General features: G+C 65.5%; 12 protein-coding genes and 1 riboswitch. Of the genes, 3 read left to right on the top strand and 9 right to left on the bottom strand.

The window, feature by feature from the left end; all coding sequences use genetic code 11:
• Positions 1 to 78 precede the first annotated feature (78 nt).
• The 8 genes from R2676_RS15615 to thiC all read right to left on the bottom strand — a co-directional run bounded on the left by R2676_RS15615 (position 79) and on the right by thiC (position 10,146).
• Positions 79 to 1,659: a hypothetical protein gene (locus tag R2676_RS15615; RefSeq protein ID WP_206273452.1), complete on the bottom strand. Its 1,581-nt coding sequence runs from the start codon at positions 1,657 to 1,659 to the stop codon at positions 79 to 81.
• A gap of 9 nt (positions 1,660 to 1,668) precedes the next feature.
• On the bottom strand, positions 1,669 to 4,062 hold the full coding sequence (locus R2676_RS15610; RefSeq protein ID WP_206273451.1) for a T6SS effector phospholipase Tle3 domain-containing protein: 2,394 nt from the start codon (positions 4,060 to 4,062) through the stop codon (positions 1,669 to 1,671).
• Positions 4,063 to 4,286: 224 nt separating this feature from the next.
• Entirely contained in the window at positions 4,287 to 4,766 is a 480-nt protein-coding gene (locus tag R2676_RS15605; protein ID WP_206273450.1) for a VOC family protein, read from the bottom strand.
• Between the two features lie 125 nt (positions 4,767 to 4,891).
• Positions 4,892 to 6,046 (bottom strand): thiamine phosphate synthase, encoded by a 1,155-nt coding sequence (locus tag R2676_RS15600; protein ID WP_206273449.1) that lies wholly within the window; start codon positions 6,044 to 6,046, stop codon positions 4,892 to 4,894.
• Entirely contained in the window at positions 6,043 to 6,870 is an 828-nt protein-coding gene (locus R2676_RS15595) for a thiazole synthase (RefSeq protein ID WP_024973893.1), read from the bottom strand. Before R2676_RS15595 ends, R2676_RS15600 begins: the two co-directional genes overlap by 4 nt.
• A 9-nt stretch (positions 6,871 to 6,879) precedes the next feature.
• Complete coding sequence (thiS, locus tag R2676_RS15590; RefSeq protein ID WP_027678722.1) at positions 6,880 to 7,095, bottom strand: sulfur carrier protein ThiS; 216 nt, start codon at positions 7,093 to 7,095, stop codon at positions 6,880 to 6,882.
• Entirely contained in the window at positions 7,092 to 8,237 is a 1,146-nt protein-coding gene (locus R2676_RS15585; RefSeq protein WP_206273448.1) for an FAD-dependent oxidoreductase, read from the bottom strand. Before R2676_RS15585 ends, thiS begins: the two co-directional genes overlap by 4 nt.
• Positions 8,238 to 8,250: 13 nt before the next feature.
• Positions 8,251 to 10,146: a phosphomethylpyrimidine synthase ThiC gene (gene thiC, locus R2676_RS15580; RefSeq protein WP_316857331.1), complete on the bottom strand. Its 1,896-nt coding sequence runs from the start codon at positions 10,144 to 10,146 to the stop codon at positions 8,251 to 8,253.
• Between the two features lie 99 nt (positions 10,147 to 10,245).
• Positions 10,246 to 10,347: riboswitch (TPP riboswitch) on the bottom strand.
• 215 nt (positions 10,348 to 10,562) lie between these two features.
• Here thiC and R2676_RS15575 point away from each other — a divergent pair.
• From R2676_RS15575 to R2676_RS15565, 3 genes are all read left to right on the top strand, one after another.
• Complete coding sequence (locus tag R2676_RS15575) at positions 10,563 to 11,711, top strand: NAD(P)H-dependent flavin oxidoreductase (protein WP_206273447.1); 1,149 nt, start codon at positions 10,563 to 10,565, stop codon at positions 11,709 to 11,711.
• A 189-nt stretch (positions 11,712 to 11,900) separates the two neighbouring features.
• Positions 11,901 to 13,562, top strand: coding sequence for an acyl-CoA dehydrogenase family protein (locus tag R2676_RS15570; protein ID WP_206273446.1), 1,662 nt, complete (start codon positions 11,901 to 11,903; stop codon positions 13,560 to 13,562).
• A gap of 277 nt (positions 13,563 to 13,839) precedes the next feature.
• Complete coding sequence (locus R2676_RS15565; protein WP_206273445.1) at positions 13,840 to 14,748, top strand: amino acid ABC transporter substrate-binding protein; 909 nt, start codon at positions 13,840 to 13,842, stop codon at positions 14,746 to 14,748.
• Positions 14,749 to 15,048: 300 nt separating this feature from the next.
• On the opposite strand, the gene R2676_RS15560 is transcribed toward R2676_RS15565, so the two are convergent.
• Positions 15,049 to 16,779 carry a GMC family oxidoreductase gene (locus R2676_RS15560; RefSeq protein ID WP_206273444.1) on the bottom strand — a complete coding sequence of 577 codons (1,731 nt, stop codon included), beginning with the start codon at positions 16,777 to 16,779 and terminating at the stop codon, positions 15,049 to 15,051.
• Positions 16,780 to 16,813 lie beyond the last annotated feature (34 nt).

Raw genomic sequence — 16,813 nt, 5'->3', positions numbered from 1 at the left:
AAGCGAACTCGCTGTGCCTCTTGGTGGGGTGCCCTGACATAGCCTGTCGGAGGTGCAGATGTGCAAATACATGCACCGTCAATTCCCCGTCCGCTCGCCAAACCACGCCCAATACGCCCGGTTCTCGCCTCGTGCGCGCGGCCAGTACGTCACCGGCGGCTTGGGTTGCCAGCCCGGCGGCGGCCCGATCAGCACTGCCCAGCTGTCGGTGGAATCCGCCACGCTGGTGACCACGGCACTCTTGCCGCTCTGGTCGGCATACGCCGCCGCAAACGCGGCATTGACGGCAAAGCTGGCTGCCCGCGCCGGTCCCTCCATGTGCTCCGCCACGCTATAAACGTCGGCGATCTGGTCGAGGTCCGGCCACTGCTGGTGAATAGCGGCGCGCAACGGCCGCATCAAGGAAGTGACATTGTCGGCATGCTTTGGCACGTCGTAGTAGACGCGTTCGACCGGGTGCTGTTCTGAGGCTTGTGCTTGCACGGCTTGCATGAGACCGGTCCACGCGCCGCCGGGATTGGCGGCCTTGTTTCCAATCGCGCCTTGGTGCTGGTGCGGGGTGTAGATCGAGGCCAGTGCTGTGTAGCCCCAATCCGCGCTCGGGTGGCCGAGGATCAACAGGGCGGTGTTCTCGTTGGTCTGCTCGCCCATCGGATAGTTAGGTGCATCCACGTTCCATACCCACGCCAGCTTGTCAGGGTGTTGCGCCAGGAACTTGAGGGCGTCTTGCAGGTTGTAGAAACCGACGTTGGTGTCGCCTGCCGACACGGTGACGTTGGGCAACTTGCCTTCGGGGTTAAGCAGCATGCTTTTGGCTTGGGCGTCGCTTGCGATCTCGTGAAACACCAGCCGCCGCACTGCCTGCAGTGACAGGGTGCGCTCGCCAATAATCATTTCTGGAAAGACGCGCGTACCGCGCACGGTCCTACCCCTGTCGTCTTTGTGCAGGGTGACCCAGTAGTCGCGCATACGTTCTTCGGCATGGGCGGCGTCGTAGGCGAGGATGCTGGGCGCGGGCATGCCCATGGCCTTTTGCTCTTCAAGAAGGTCTTTCTGGCCCGTACTGGGGTGAGTGTCGTCAAGGTAGGTTGGCGTGTTCAACCACTCGCGCGGCAAGCCAAAGAACACGTTCGGGTCGAAGTAGTTAGGGCGGCTGGTACCCCGCTTGAGGGAATAGAAGTAGTTCGGGTTCTCCAAATAGTCGTTGAAGGTGAGCAGCGGGGCGGTAATCAAATCACTCAACGCCGTCTCAAATTCATCTCGCTCCACGTGCGGCAGGTCTTCCAGCCGCAGGCGGCGAGGCACGCCATTGGTCACTTGACCCACCGCGTCGCCCAGCTTGAAGCGTTTCGCCTGCAGATCGTCGTCATTGGGCTGTGCGAGCCCTTGTGCCCACAGCAGATTCCATTGGGTCGGATAGTCCCGCCACATCAGCGGGTTGAGCCATTGCACGCCAAGCAGGAGAGCGGCGGGGGCTTGGGCGGGATCACCTTGTTGTGCTTGCGTTTGCATGCGCGGCCAGGCGATGGGCTGGCGATAGTAGGTTTTATTGGTGGGCATCTGGACTCCGGATTGACAAGCAGTAAGCAACAGGCAGGCGGCGGCGAGCGCGCGGGTAGCAGCACGCCGATAAAGGAACGAATGAAATGGATTGCGCATGCTCGCGCCTCAGGCGTGGCGAGGTCCGCCTGGCAACATGTGATGGGCATCGAGGCGCCCTGAATTACGCGCGTCGTCAATGCCTATAGCCTTGACGGCACCCTTGGCGGCGGCGAGATTTTTGTTGTGGGCCAACGTGCCGTCCTGATAGAGGGCTCCTTTCGTGCTGTAGTAGGTGAACTCGCTGTCTTTCTTGCGGTCGCGTCCCGCCGGATATTCATCAGTCCTTTCTGGCTCACACCACCGCCAATCCGCCATCCGCCGCAACTGATTCATCAACAACTCATCGAAGTGGCACAGGCCCACGTCCACGTCATAGGCGAGCACATGTTCGGCATGCATGGCGTTGGTGAGGATGGTGGAGTGGTTGGTGGCTTGCGCGTCTTCGCCGTCCTTCATCAGGGCGGCGCGCTCTTGCTGTTCGAAAGCCCCAAACGTGGTGCCGCGCAAGGTGTGGTGTTGTGCGGCGTTCATCTTCTTGACGTCGTCTTCCGCAAAGGGCGCGCCCTTCCTGGCGGTGCCGTCGTCGTTGTAGAGTTCGCGCCGCGCGCGCTGGCGCACCCCCGCGTTCTGGTCGTAGCGCATGGCGGTTTCGCTGGCGGCATTGCCGTGGCCGGTCTTGCGTTGCTCGGCGTAGGGGTCGAACTGGCCTTCAGGGATGCTCCGCTTGCGGTTCAGCGCATCGCTGGCGGATTCCTTGTGCGCGTTGAAGGGGCCGATGGTGCGCACGCCATCCGGATGTGAGGTCTCGCCGGGTCGAGGCTCGCCGTGCGGCAGGTAGACGGCTTGGGGCACGATGCCGCCGCTGGGAACCTTGGGGGCATTGACCAGCACGGCCCAGTCATCCGCTGGGTCGGCATTGACGTTGGTGGCGCCTTTCACGGCTTGGCCGCCCCACATGAGGGCTTGGATCGGAACGCCGGCAGCGCTGGCGACCAGCTTGCCCCAAATGCTCTTGCGCGAATCGCCCCAGATCCTGGCGAAGGAAACGCCCGCGGTGTCAGGGGACGGCGTCCAGAAGGTGGGCTTGGTGTTCCGCGGTTTGAAGGTGCCGGTGGTGTCATCCCAACCGCTGCCCACATCGGCCGGCGTGGCGCCGATGGTGTCGTGCCAATAGCGGTAACGGTAGCCGGGTTCTGCCCCAACCTTGTACGGGGTGCCCGGCTTGGTTTGCGCCCAGACGCGTTGGAACAGAATGCCCTGAGCCCCGGTGGCTTGCACATCCTTGTCGTTCAAGCCAAGCCAGCCCATGCCTTGGACTGGTGAAACGGAGATGACGCGGTCGTGCGGGCAGCAATAGAGGAAGACGCGCCCCCGGGTCTGGTGGTCAGCGCTGTCCTGGACGGCAGTGCGCGGGGTGTCGCCATTCTGAGGGCACGCGTTGAATCCGAGCTGATCCACGGCGTGGTGGCTGTAGTGTTGGGCCCGGGCCTGGAAGTGGCGCACGATGTCGAAGAAGCCCTTGAGGCCGGCAACGCGCGCGTCGTAGGTGACGCGGCCTGCGCCGTCAAATTGGCTGAAGTTATCCAGGCGACTACCGCGCAGGCTGTAAGGCGGGTTGGCGAGGACGTAGGTGTCGGCTACGCCCAATGATTTGAACTCGGGATGGTTAGCTCCGAAGTAGGCGGAAGCCAAGCCCACCATGTTGCCCTGGCTATGGCAGACGACGGTGACGGGGCAATCGCGTTCGAAGATGTCGCGGTGCAGCTCGCGGATGCGAGCGACCAGCTTGGCTAACCGCCACGCGGCAAAGGCCTGGTAGTGGCGCGTGGGCGCGCTGTAGATTTGCCGGTCGCTGGTTTGCAGGTGCTGAAGTTCAAACAGACCGCCCAAGACTTCGCTGTCGGTGCCCTTGCCGAACAGATCCGGCAGAGCGGAGGCGCCATTGACGAACGGACCGCCGCCCCACGCGTTTTTCTCGTCGAGCAGAATATTGCCGCCCACACTGGCAAGCTCGTTGCGGACGGTGCCATCTTCCTGGACGACGTCTTCGCTGCTGGCTTTGTAGCCCCAGCGGAAACGGATGACGGGGCTGGTGCCGCTGCCCGGTTCAATGAAGGTGTTGGCTTTGAGGTCGCGGCGTATATAGCCGTCTTCCGTCAGCTCGGCTGTATAGCGCATGGGACGCAGCTTGCCGCTCTCCTTGGGGTAGGCCATTTGTTCGTCATTGCGTTGCAGGCGGGCATTGAGCCCCTTGCAAAGGCCTTCCTCTGCGGCATCGAACCATTCGCCGGTGGAGTTGACGCCATGCACGAAGATGATGACGCCGGGCAGGGGTGCGGGATAGACGACCTTGCGGCATAGGTCGCCGGGCAGGGTGATGTCCGTCACCTTGATGCCGTAGAACGAGCGGCGGCGGGCGGTGACGGTAGTTTCGGGCAGAGCCTGTTCAGGGATAGTCATCGTGCAGGACCTCAGGGTGGAAGATGCGAATGCACACAGATCCACCAGTGTCGGAGCGGCGCGCACGAAATCGACGAGACTCAACACTCTTTGACTTCATCGCCCCTGAGGCCGGCACGTAATGAACAACGATGGGATATGTTCGACGCGGCAGTTAGTCGAGAACGCAGGAACAAAAAAAAGCGCGGCTCTCGTCCGCGCTTTTTTTCTTTGCACCGCCGATGTCAAGCCGATGCCGCCGCCTGCTCCTTCGTCCACTTCTCCATGCGTTTTGCCATCTCGTCGGGCGCCACATCTTCGACATGCGTGGACACGGTCCACACGTGGCCGAACGGGTCTTTGAGCGTGCCGGAGCGGTCGCCGTAGAACTGGTCCACCACGGGGCGGACTTCCGTGCCGCCGGCCTTCAGCGCGTTGGCAAACACGGTGTCGACGTTGGGTACGTAGATCATCAGCCCGACGGACGTGCTCTGCAGCGTGTCGGGGCTGGCGCAGATCGTGTCCGGCGCTTCGTCTGACAGCATGATGGGCGAATTGCCGATGCGGATTTCTGCGTGTGCGATGGTGCCGTTGGGCCCGTTCATGCGCATGATCTCGGTGGCGCCGAAGGCCTGCTTGTAGAAGTCGATGGCGCGCGCGGCGCCTTTGATGCTCAGGTACGGGGTGACGCTGTGGTAACCCTCGGGAATGGGCTGGACCGCCATGTCTTGTCTCCTGCAGCGTGTGTTGGAAAGCCACTGCGGCAACAACCGCAGCGGCGCACGAACAGGATAGGTCAGCAAAAACGCGGGTGCGCGGCGCAAGCGCGCAGACGTGCGGCGGACGATGCTTACGCGCGCACGTGCGTCGCGAACGTCGCTTGCAGTGCGTCCACCGCAGCCGGCACATCGGCCGCCTGGGTGATGGCGCGCACCACCGCCACGGAGCCCACGCCCGATTCCAGCACGCGCGGCATCGCTGCCAGGTCGATGCCACCGATGGCGACCAAGGGCGGCGCCGGCACGCGCGTGCGCATGGCGGCCGCGTAGGCGAACAGGCGGCCGAGGCCCTGCGGCACGGTCGGCATGGTCTTGGTGGGCGTGGCGAACACGGCGCCCAGTGCGAGGTAGCTCGGGTTCAACGGTGCGACACGCAGCATTTCGGCAAAGCCGTGCGTGCTGATGCCAAGGCGCAAACCAGCCGAGCGGATCGCCACCAGGTCGGCATCGTCGATGTCTTCCTGGCCGAGGTGAATGCCGTAGATGCCGCTGCATGGCACTTGCGCATGCACGTCGAGCGCAACTTGCCAGTGGTCATTGATGAACAGGCGCGTGGCGCTGCCGCGTGCGGCGGCTTCTGCGCGGCGCACCTGGTCCACCACGGCCTGCGCGTCGTCCGACTTGAAGCGCAACTGCACCGTCGGCACCTTGAGCGCGACGAGGCGTGCCACCCAGTCCGCATCCGGCACGACGGCGTAGATACCGAGCTGCGTCGGGCACGGCGCAAAGGCAAGATCCGCTGCGGTGGGGCACGGCAACGCCGGTTCCAGCACGCGAGGCAAGGCACCGAATTGCGTGGGCCAAGCGAGGGCATCGGCATTGCCTTCGGCAATCCACGCGCGCGCCACGCACAGCGCATCGCGCGGTTCGAACGCCAGCGCGAGTGCCGCACCGAAGATGGCGACGAAGCGCGCATCGAATGCATCGCCTTGTGCCGCAGACGTGAAGCGGTACATACCGAGGCGATCGTGCACGGTGTCGATGCGCTGGTCGCCTTCCACTGCAGTCAACACAACAGCGGCGCCAGCAGAGCGAGCGCGTTCGGCTTGCGCCGTATCGGTCGTCAGCAGGACCGTGGCGGCGCTCGTGGCTTCGTCGGCGCGGTCGGTCACGCTCCAGGCGTGCGGTGCGCGACCGAAGGCTTCGGTATGGCGATCGACGATCTGCGCAGCAACGGCTGCAGCTTCCGGCCACGCGGCGGAAAAACGCAAGGCTGACAGGCTCATGCGCTTCTCTCTTCCGCATGCCAGAACGGCAGGCCGACGACGGGCGTGCTGGCCTGCGCGACATCACGCTCAGGCATCGGGCCCGACAGCCGCGCAAGGCGACCGGCCTGCGTGGCCATCGCAAACGCCTGCGCCATCGCCACCGGATCGCCGGCTTGGGCGACGGCGGTGTTGAGCAGCACGGCGTCGTAGCCCCATTCCATCACCTGCGTCGCGTGCGACGGCACACCCAGGCCCGCATCGACGATCAGCGGTACGTTGGGCAGGCGCTCGCGCAGCAGGCGCAGGCCGTACGGGTTGGTGGGCCCGCGGCCGGTGCCGATGGGTGCGGCCCACGGCATCAGCGCCTGGCAGCCGACGTCGAGCAGGCGGCGGCACAGCACGAGGTCTTCGGTGCAATACGGCAGCACCTTGAAGCCGTCGCGGATGAGGCGTTCGGCCGCAGCCGGCAGCGCGAGCGTGTCGGGCTGGAGCGTGTAGTCGTCGCCGATGACTTCGAGCTTGATCCAGTCCGTCTCGAATACTTCACGCGACATCTGCGCGAGCGTGTAAGCCTCGTCGGCGGAATAGCAGCCGGCGGTGTTCGGCAGCACGGGCACGCCGAGTTCGCGCAGCATCTTCCAGAAGCCCGCGCCGCCTTCGGGCGAGCCCGCGCTCTGGCGGCGCAGCGCCACCGTCAGCATGGCGGGGTTGGACACGCGCACCGCGTCTTCCAGCGATTGCGGCGACGGGTAGCGCGCGGTGCCGAGCAGCAGGCGCGAGGCGAAGGTTTCGTCGTAGAGGCGCAGCGGGTCAGCCACGGCGGACAGATTCGTAGTGGTCATCGAAGACTCCTAGCCGCCCACGACGGGCTGCACGAGTGCAATGCGGTCGCCTGTCTTGAGCGCGTGCTGCGCATGGCGCGCCTTGGGCACGAAATCGCCATTCACGGATGCGGCAAACGGCGGCGCGATCTGCAGTTGCGGCGTGGCAGCACCAATGGCGTCGGCCAGCGTGCTGCCGGCTGGCAGCGCGAGCGACAGGTCGTTGAGGGTGACGTTCAGCGTCATGACAAAACAGGTTCGGGGGATGCGGCTTCAGCGAACAGCCCGGGCCATTCGCAATCGTCCGCATCGATGGTGCGGCCGTCCAGCAACGCGCGTGCAGTCGCCACAGCGGCTTGGGTGACGGCGGGCGCAATCATGTAACCGTGCCGGTACAGGCCGTTGACCGACAGCGTGCCCGCGCCATCCCAGCGCAGCGCGGGGCGATGGTCGGGCAGCGTCGGCCGGCACTGCGTATTCAGTTCGAGCACGCGCGCCTCGCCAAACGCGGGGTGCACGGCGTAGGCCGCAGACAGCAATTCCAGCGTGGAGCGCACGCTTGCCGGCGACATGTCGTCGGATTCCAGCTCAGTCGCGCCAATCACGTACACGTTGCCCGGCTTGGGCGCGATGTACAGCGGGTAGCGCGGATGCAGCATGCGCACCGGCCGCGTGAGCGACACGTCCGGCGCATGGATGCGCGCCACTTCGCCGCGCAGGCCGCGCAAGCGCGGCCACTGCGGCTTGGCACCGAGGCCGCGGCAATCGAGCACGAGGCGCGCGCCCAGCCCGGCAGCGGCGAGCGCGTCGGGGCTCGGATCGACAACCTCCGTGTTCCAGCGCAATTGCACGCCGAGCGCTTCCAGCTCGGTCGCCAGCGCATCCAGCACGCCGCGCGGGTCAAGCTGGCCTTCGCCCGCCAGATACAGGCCCTGCGTGAAGCGTTGCGCGAGCAGCGGCTCCAACTGCGCAATGCCCGCTGCATCCACGGCGCGCAGATCGGCGGCCACGCGTTCGGGCGGCGCGGCATTGCGGACGTGGCTGGCAAACAGCGATGCCTCTCCACGATCCGCCGCATGCCACACGACGAGCGTGCCGGCCTCCTGGAAGAAAACCGGCGTGCGCAGCTTCGGCAACCAGCTGCGCCACAGCGCGAGGCTGGCCAACCCCAAATCCACGACGAAACGATCGGCCACGGCGGCTTCGGCCAGCGGCGCCAGCATGGCCGCGGCCACATACGCCGCAGCACCGCTGCCGTCGCGCGGGCCGCGCTCCACCACGGCAATGCGCGCAGGCGGCACCCCCGTTTGCGCGAGTTGCCACGCACAGAGGCGGCCAGCGAGGCCACCGCCCAGGATCGTTACGTCAAATGAAGTCGAGGTTGGCATTGCACCGCTTGGCTTAGCTGTAGATCTTGCTGCCGCTCTTGCGGAACTCGATCGACTTTTCTTCCATGCCGCTCACGGCAGCAGTAGCGCTGGTGTCGAGCGTGGCCGCGTAGTCGCGCACTTCCTGCGTGATCTTCATCGAGCAGAACTTCGGACCGCACATCGAACAGAAGTGCGCGATCTTGGCGCCCTCGGCCGGCAGCGTTTCATCGTGGAAGGCGCGTGCCTTCTCCGGATCGAGACCGAGGTTGAACTGGTCTTCCCAGCGGAACTCGAAGCGCGCCTTCGACAGCGCGTTGTCACGCAGCTGCGCGCCTGGCCAGCCCTTGGCAAGATCCGCTGCATGCGCGGCGATCTTGTAGGTGATGATGCCTTCGCGCACGTCTTCCTTGTCGGGCAGGCCCAGGTGTTCCTTGGGCGTGACGTAGCACAGCATGGCGGTGCCGTACCAGCCGATGTTGGCTGCGCCGATGCCGCTGGTGATGTGGTCGTAGCCGGGGGCGATGTCGGTCACCAGCGGGCCCAGGGTGTAGAACGGAGCTTCGAAGCAGTGCTTCAGCTCTTCGTCCATGTTGGCCTGCACGCGCTGCAGCGGCACGTGGCCCGGGCCTTCGATCATGACCTGCACATCGTGCTCCCACGCCTTCTTGGTCAGTTCGCCCAGCGTGTGCAGCTCGCCGAATTGCGCGGCGTCGTTCGAGTCGGCAATGCAACCCGGGCGCAAGCCATCGCCCAGGCTGAACGACACGTCGTACGCCTTCATGATTTCGCAGATCTCGTCGAAGTGCGTGTACAGGAAGTTTTCCTTGTGATGCGCCAGGCACCACTTGGCCATGATCGAGCCGCCGCGCGAGACGATGCCGGTGATGCGGTCAGCCGTGAGCGGCACATAGCGCAGCAGCACGCCGGCGTGGATGGTGAAGTAGTCCACGCCCTGCTCGGCTTGCTCGATCAGCGTGTCGCGGAACATCTCCCACGTCAGGTCTTCAGCCACGCCGCCGGTCTTGTCCAGCGCCTGGTAGATGGGCACCGTGCCGATGGGCACCGGCGAGTTGCGCAGGATCCATTCACGCGTTTCGTGAATGTGCTTGCCGGTGGACAAGTCCATGATCGTGTCGGCACCCCAGCGGATCGCCCACACCATCTTTTCCACTTCCTCTGCCAGCGACGACGTCACCGCCGAGTTGCCGAGGTTGCCGTTGATCTTCACGCGGAAGTTGCGGCCGATGGCCATCGGCTCCAGCTCGGTGTGGTTGATGTTGGCGGGGATGATTGCGCGGCCAGCGGCGACTTCGGCACGCACGAATTCCGGCGTGATGTCTTCCGGGCGCTGCGGCAGGTTCGCGCCGTACGAGAAGCCCGGATGCTGCTTGAGCAGCTGGCGGTACTCGGGCTTGTCTTGCAGCGCCTGCAGGTTCAGCGATTCGCGCAGCGCGACGTACTCCATTTCCGGCGTGATGATGCCGCGACGCGCGTAGTGCATCTGGCTCACGTTGGCGCCGGCCTTGGCGCGGCGCGGCTTGGAGATGTGCGAGAAGCGCAGGTGCGCCGTGGCCGGGTCGTTGGCGCGCGTCTGGCCGTATTCGGACGACAGGCCCGAGAGGATTTCCGTATCGCCGCGCTCGTCGATCCACTTGGCGCGCAGCGGGGCCAGACCGGCCTTCAGGTCGATGTGCACATCGGGGTCGGAGTACGGGCCCGAGGTGTCGTACACCGGCACCGGCGGGTTCAGCATCTCGCCCTTGTCGGTGCGCGTGGCGGTCTGCTTGATGGTGCGCATCGGCACGCGGATGTCCGGGCGGCTGCCGACGATGTAGGTCTTGCTGGAGGCCGGATAGGCGAACTTCTGGTCGAGCTCGGACTGCAGCGAGTCGAACGATGCGGCGGGGGCGTTTTTGGCTTGGGGCATGGTCTCGTCCTTGATTCTGTGGCCTGGTGGTGCAGGCAGTGGACGAAACCGGGAGAGGTGGCGTGACCCGAAGAACTGAGGGGTGGGCTGCCAGAGACTACGCGGTGTTCTGAAACTTCCCACGCCGGTACGAACCGGATCGGGTGCGAAGGGACTCTCTCAGCCGCACGGCCCATCCGTACGGCACCCCTGTTTCATCCAACGAGGCTGAATTTAAGCACAGGGCCGCCGGCGTTGCCAGCACGAAAACCAGTGAGGTGACGGTCGGCGGGTCATTTCAGTCCAAACCGCCGCGCAATGTGCGGCGGCACGCACCGGCGGGGCTCGCCTTGATCTTGCGCAACCCCGCCGCGTTTCACCTATGCGACGCTCAATCCCTTTTCTATTGCATTGCGGCACGGCCGCTGGGAGTTGTCATGCTGGAGCGTCGGTTCACACTCGCGGGGCGCAGCCTCGTACCCATCGTGCAGGGCGGGATGGGCGTGGGTATTTCGGCGCACCGCCTGGCCGGCGCCGTGGCGCGCGAGGGCGGCGTCGGCACCATCGCCAGCATCGACTTGCGGCATCACCACGCAGACCTCGTCGCCGCCACCGAGAAATCGCGCGACAAGGACGCCATCAACGCCGCCAACCTCGTCGCGCTGGACCGCGAGATTCGCGCCGCGCGTGAAGGCAGCCAGGGCAACGGCATGATCGCCGTGAACGTGATGAAGGCGGTGGAATCACACCCGGCGCTGGTGCGTCAGGCGTGCGAGAGCGGCGCCGATGCGATCGTCATGGGTGCGGGCCTGCCGCTCGATCTGCCGGAGATGACGGCGGAGCATCCGAAGGTGGCGCTCATCCCGATTCTTTCCGACTCGCGCGGCGTGGGCGTCGTGCTTAAACGGTGGATGAAAAAGGCGCGGCTGCCGGACGCGGTGGTGATCGAGCACCCCACGCATGCGGGCGGCCATCTGGGCGCGGCGCGTATTGAAGATTTGCGCGACGAGCGGTTCTCGTTTGCACGCGTGCTGGACGAATGCCGGGAGTTGTTCATCAAGCTGGGGCTGGCGGCGGAACAGATTCCGATCATCCTGGCGGGCGGTATCGATTCGCATGCCAAGGTGAAGCACTGGCTCGACAAGGGCGCCGCTGCGGTGCAGCTCGGCACGGCGTTTGCGGTGACGGAAGAGGGCGATGCGCACGTGCGCTTCAAGCGGGTGCTGACGGGTGCGGAGCAAGGCGATATCAGCGAGTTTGTCAGCGTGGCCGGGCTGCCCGCGCGGGCCGTGATGACGCCTTGGCTGTCGCGTTATCTGTCACGCGAAAGCGCGCTGCAGGCGAAAGCCAAGGTGCGGGATTGCCTGCAGGGGTTCGATTGCCTGCAGACGTGCGGGCTGCGGGATGGCATCGGCAAGGTGGGGCAGTTCTGCATTGACCTGAAGCTGGCGCAGGCGCTGCGGGGGGACGTGGAGCGCGGATTGTTTTTCCGCGGGGCGGGGAAGCTGCCGTTCGGGGAGGCGATCCGGCCGGTGCGGGAGTTGATGCATTACTTGTTGACGGGGGAGAAGCCGGTCGCTTCTTGATGTGGTTTTTTTTTGCTTGTGGTGCATCCCTTGTTTCAGCCCCGGCAGGGTACGAAACACAGATGAACCACCAAGTCAAAAACCCACCGCCCCAATCCAGCTCGTATAGAAATCCCCCTCCACCCAGCCCGCCCCCCGGTGGTCTACCATGGCCCACACACCCAAAAGCGCCACGCCAGGAGACTCCCAATGCCCACAGAGGCCACCCACCGCGTCTTCAACCAGGTCCCGGACCTGACCGGCTTCAACCCCTTCACGTCCGACACCACGCTGCAAGGCGCGCTCGAACGCCTGGGCGGCGGCTGGAACGCCAGCGCGCTGCAAGCCTTCGGTGACCAGCTCGGCGCACCCGAGACGCTGCAGTGGGCCGCGGAGGCCAACACGTATCACCCCGAACTCCACACCCACAGCCGCACCGGCGAGCGCATCGACGCCATCCGCTTCGACCCGGCCTGGCACGCGCTGCTCGGCCTGATGCGCAGCCAGGGGCTGCAGGCCCTGCCGTTTGCCGACCCGCGCCCGGGCGCCTGGGCCGCGCGCACCGCCGGTTATTTCATGCAGGCACAGATCGAATCCGGCACGCTGTGCCCGGCGACGATGACGTTCGCCAGCATTCCCGTGCTGCAGAACGAAACCGCGCTGTTTGCCGACCTGGGGCCGCGTCTCTACGCCCGCGAACACGACGCACGCGATCTGCCGTGGCGCCAGAAAACCGCCATCCTCGTCGGCATGGGCATGACCGAAAAGCAGGGCGGCTCCGATGTGCGCAGCAACACCACGGTGGCGACGCCCTTGCGCGGCGAGGGCCGTGGCGCAACGTACGCCATCACCGGCCACAAGTGGTTCTTCTCTGCGCCGATGTGCGATGCGCACCTGGTGGTCGCGCGCATGGGTGCAGAAGACGGCCCGCTGTCGTGCTTCTTCGTGCCGCGCTTTCGCGATGACGGCAGCAAGAACCCGATCCAGATCCAGCGCCTGAAAGACAAGCTCGGCAACCGCTCGAACGCGAGCAGCGAAGTGGAGTTTCGCGGCGCCGAGGGCATCCTCATCGGCGAGGAAGGGCGCGGCATTCCGACCATCATCGAGATGGCGACGCACACGCGGCTCGATTGCGTGATCGGCAGCGCGGCCATCCTGCGCCACGCGCTGATGCAGGCGCTGCACCACGCGCGCCATCGCATGGCATTCGGCCGCCTGCTGGCCGACCAACCGCTGATGCGCAACGTGCTGGCCGATCTGGCCCTGGAATCGCAAGCCGCGACCTTGCTGATGATGGAACTGGGCAATGCGTTCGAGCGTGCCGATGTCGATCCGCTGGCCGCGGCGTGGAAACGCATCGTCACGCCCGCCGCCAAGTTCTGGGTCTGCAAGCGCACCATCGAAGCGACCGGCGAGGCGATGGAAGTCTGGGGCGGCAACGGCTATGTGGAAGAAGGCCCGATGGCACGCCTGTACCGCGAGGCGCCCGTCAATTCCATCTGGGAAGGCTCGGGCAACGTGATGTGCCTGGACGTGCTGCGCGCCATCGGCCGCACGCCGGACGACGCGCTGCGCCTGGTGCACGACATTGGCGAGCGCGCCCAGGGCCACCGTGCCGTGCGGGCGGAGCTGGCTGCGCTGCAGGCGATGCTGCATCAGCCGGGCGACATCCAGGAAACCTCCGCGCGCCGCATCGCGCAGGGGCTGGCGCTCACGGCGCAGGCGGCGCTGATGCTGGCCCACGCCCACCCCGACGACGCCGAGCGCTTTATCGCCAGCCGCTTCCATCATCAGCATGGCCGGGTGTTCGGCACGCTCGATGGGCATGCGCAAGAACTTGGCGCGGTGCTGCAGCGCGCGTGGCCCGTGTAACACCACCCCGCGAATGCGCCCGCATGTGAGCACACGCTTTCGCCGAACGCTCTTCACCACGGACCGACGTCCGGCCGTTTATCCATGCACCGAAGAGGTGCTTGAGGGTATACCCGCAATCAGCGCATAATGCGCGCCCATGGCGGCGCGTGACATTGCTTCACGTTTTGGCATTCCCGGGGGGAGTGACGGCGCGCACGCCAGAGCTGCGCCGACAGGGCAACAGCGCAGCCAGTCATGCCACTAGAGCCCTAACCCTCTCCCAGGACCTTTGACGATGTCGTTCCCCGCGCGCACGTGGCTGCTGGCCGCGCTTGCCGTTCCCGCCGCTGTTTCCGCCACATTGTTCTCACCCGACGTTGCTGCCGCCACCCCGACGCTCGATCGCATCCGCGACTCCGGCACGGTGCATGTGGGGTATCGGGAAGACTCCATTCCCTTTTCGTATCTCGATGGCACCAAGCCGGTCGGCTACGCCATCGACATCTGCGCGCGGCTGATCGACTCGCTGCGCACGTCGCTCAAGCGCCCCGACCTGAAGGTGCAGTACGTGCCCGTCACGGCCGCCAACCGCCTGGACGTGATCGCCACGGGCAAGGCCGATCTCGAGTGCGGCTCGACGAACAATTCGCCGGAGCGCCGGCAGAAGGTGGCTTTCACGATCCCGCACTACATCACCAAGGGCCGCATGCTGGTGAAGGCCAACTCGCCGATCCAGCAATGGGAAGACCTGAACGGCAAGACGGTGGTGGCCGCGCGCGGCTCGACCAACGCCGACCTCGCACGCAAGCTCAACGAAACGGGCATGACGATGCAGGTGGTGGATGCCAATGACCTGCGCAGCGCGTTTGCGATGCTGGCCGATGGCCGCGCCAATGCGTTTGCGGGCGACGACATCCTGCTCTCGGGCATGCGCGCCACGGCCAAGAACCCGGCTGACTACCGCCTGGCGGGCAAGACGCAGTTGGTGTCGTCGTACGCGATCATGCTGAGCAAGCAGGACCCGGAGTTCAAGAAGCTGATCGACCAGTCGATGACGCGGCTGATTGTCGACGGCGAGGTGCCGAAGCTCTACAAGAAGTGGTTCCAGCAGCCGATTCCGCCGAATGGGGTGAATCTGGAGGTGCCGATGAGCTATTTGTTGCGGGATTCGTTTAATACGCCAACGGATAGTGCTGGGAACTGATGTCTGATTTGCTTCGGGGTGCTCGTTGATGTTGTTGGGGCATCCCTTGTTTCATCCCCTGCCGGGGCTGACTCACTTTCTTTGGTCTTGCCCAAAGAAAGTAAGCAAAGAAAGGCGCGCCCGAGATGGCGACTTCCCCTTGAATTTATGTGACCGTGCGGGGAAGGAGGCAAACTCGCTGCGCTCAGACAGGCCTCCTTCCTTTTTCCGCCCGCTCACAGAAATTCAAGGCGCCATCTAGGGCATCAAACGGCCACACCATCGGTGTGCGCGAGTTGGCGCCGAGATCTGTCTTGTTGCTCAGTGCACCTCAGCGGGCGTGGCTTGTGCGGGGATGCTGCTCACCACATTCAGCGTCGGGCGGCCGCCTTGGCGCATTAGGTCCGCGGCGCGCTCGGCAATCATGATGATTGGGGCGTTGGTGTTGCCGCCGATGAGCGTCGGCATGACCGAGCCGTCGATCACGCGCAGGCCTGTCAGGCCGCGCACGCGCAGTTCGGGGTCGACCACGGCCATGCCATCGTCGGTGCTGCCCATCTTGCAGGTGCCGACGGGGTGGTAGATGGTGTCGGCGTGCTGGCGGATGAGGGCGCGCACGGCTTCGTCGTCGGAGCCGTCGCCGCGGATGTTTCCGGAATACAGCTCACGCCCGCCCAGGTCGGCCAGCGGGCGCTGCGCGAAGATGCTCTTCACGGCGCGGAAGCCGGCGAGCATGCCGGCCATGTCGTCGGGGTCGGAAAGGAACTTGGGATCGATCAGCGGGGCGTCGCGCGTGTCGGCGGAGGCCAGGCGCACTTCGCCGCGGCTCTTCGGGCGCAGCACGCAGACGTGGCACGAATAGCCGTGGCCGTAGTTGAACGTGCGGTTGTGGTTGTCGGCCATGGCGACCACGAAGTGCAGTTGCAGATCGGGATCGGCCAGATCGGGCCGGCTCTTGATGAAGCCGCCGGCTTCGGCAAAGTTGGTCGCCAGCATGCCGCGACGCTCGCGCCGGTAGCGCAGGATCTGGCCCAGCATATGCGCGCTGCCGCGTGCGGAATAGCCGATCAGATCCAGGTTGAAGACTTTCTTGTGCAGGATGATGTCGAGATGATCCTGCAGGTTCTGGCCGACGCCGGGCAGGTCCTGCACGACCGGAATGCCGAGCGAGCGCAGATGCTCCGCCGGGCCCACGCCAGAAGCCATCAGCAATTGCGGCGAGCCGAACGCGCCCGATGAGACGATCACCTCGCGGCGCGCGCGCAGCGTTTCTGTGCGGCCCGCACGCTCCACCACCACGCCTGCCGCGCGCTTGCCTTCAAAGACGATGCGCAGGGCCTGCGTATCGGGCATCACCGTCAGCTGGCGGCGGTTGCGGCTGAGCGTGGCGTCGGCCTTGTCGCCGCCGTGCAGGTAGGCGCGCGCGGCGTTCCAGCGCTCGCCGTTGTATTGCGTGACCTGGTACGGGCCGACGCCTTCCTGCTCGGGGCCGTTGAAATCGTTGTTGCGCCGGTAGCCTGCGGCCACGCCGGCCTCCACAAAGCGTTGTGCGATGGGGTTGCCGGTGCGCAGGTCGCTCACGTGCAGCGGGCCGGTGCCGCCGTGCAGCGCGTCGTCGTCGCGACCGGCAAAACGCTCGTTGCCTTCGGAGCGCTTGAAGTAGGGCAGCACGTCGCTCCAGCTCCAGCCGGTGCAGCCCAGCGCCGCCCAGTGGTTGTAGTCGCTCGGCGTGCCGCGGATGTAGATCATCGCGTTGAGCGACGAACTGCCGCCCAACCCCCGCCCGCGCGGCTGATAGCCCTGGCGGCCGCCCAGCCCGGCTTGCGGCACGGTCTGAAATCCATAGTTGCGCTTGTTCTTGAACGGCAGCGACGCCGCGCACCCGGCCGGCACCCAGACTGACAGGTGATGATCGTGCGGGCCGGCTTCGAGCAGCGCGACGGTCACGTCCGGGTCTTCGGTCAACCGGCTGGCGAGCGCGCAACCGGCGGAACCGGCGCCGACGATGACGTAATCGAAGGTGAGGGCCGAGGTGGGCAAATCGGTGGCCATGGATGTCTCCGGATGGGTTTTTTATTGGGCGAGC

Source organism: Ralstonia flatus (genome assembly GCF_958439105.1).
Classification (GTDB): Bacteria; Pseudomonadota; Gammaproteobacteria; order Burkholderiales; family Burkholderiaceae; genus Ralstonia; species Ralstonia flatus.
This window is presented reverse-complemented; position numbering and strand designations above follow the sequence as displayed.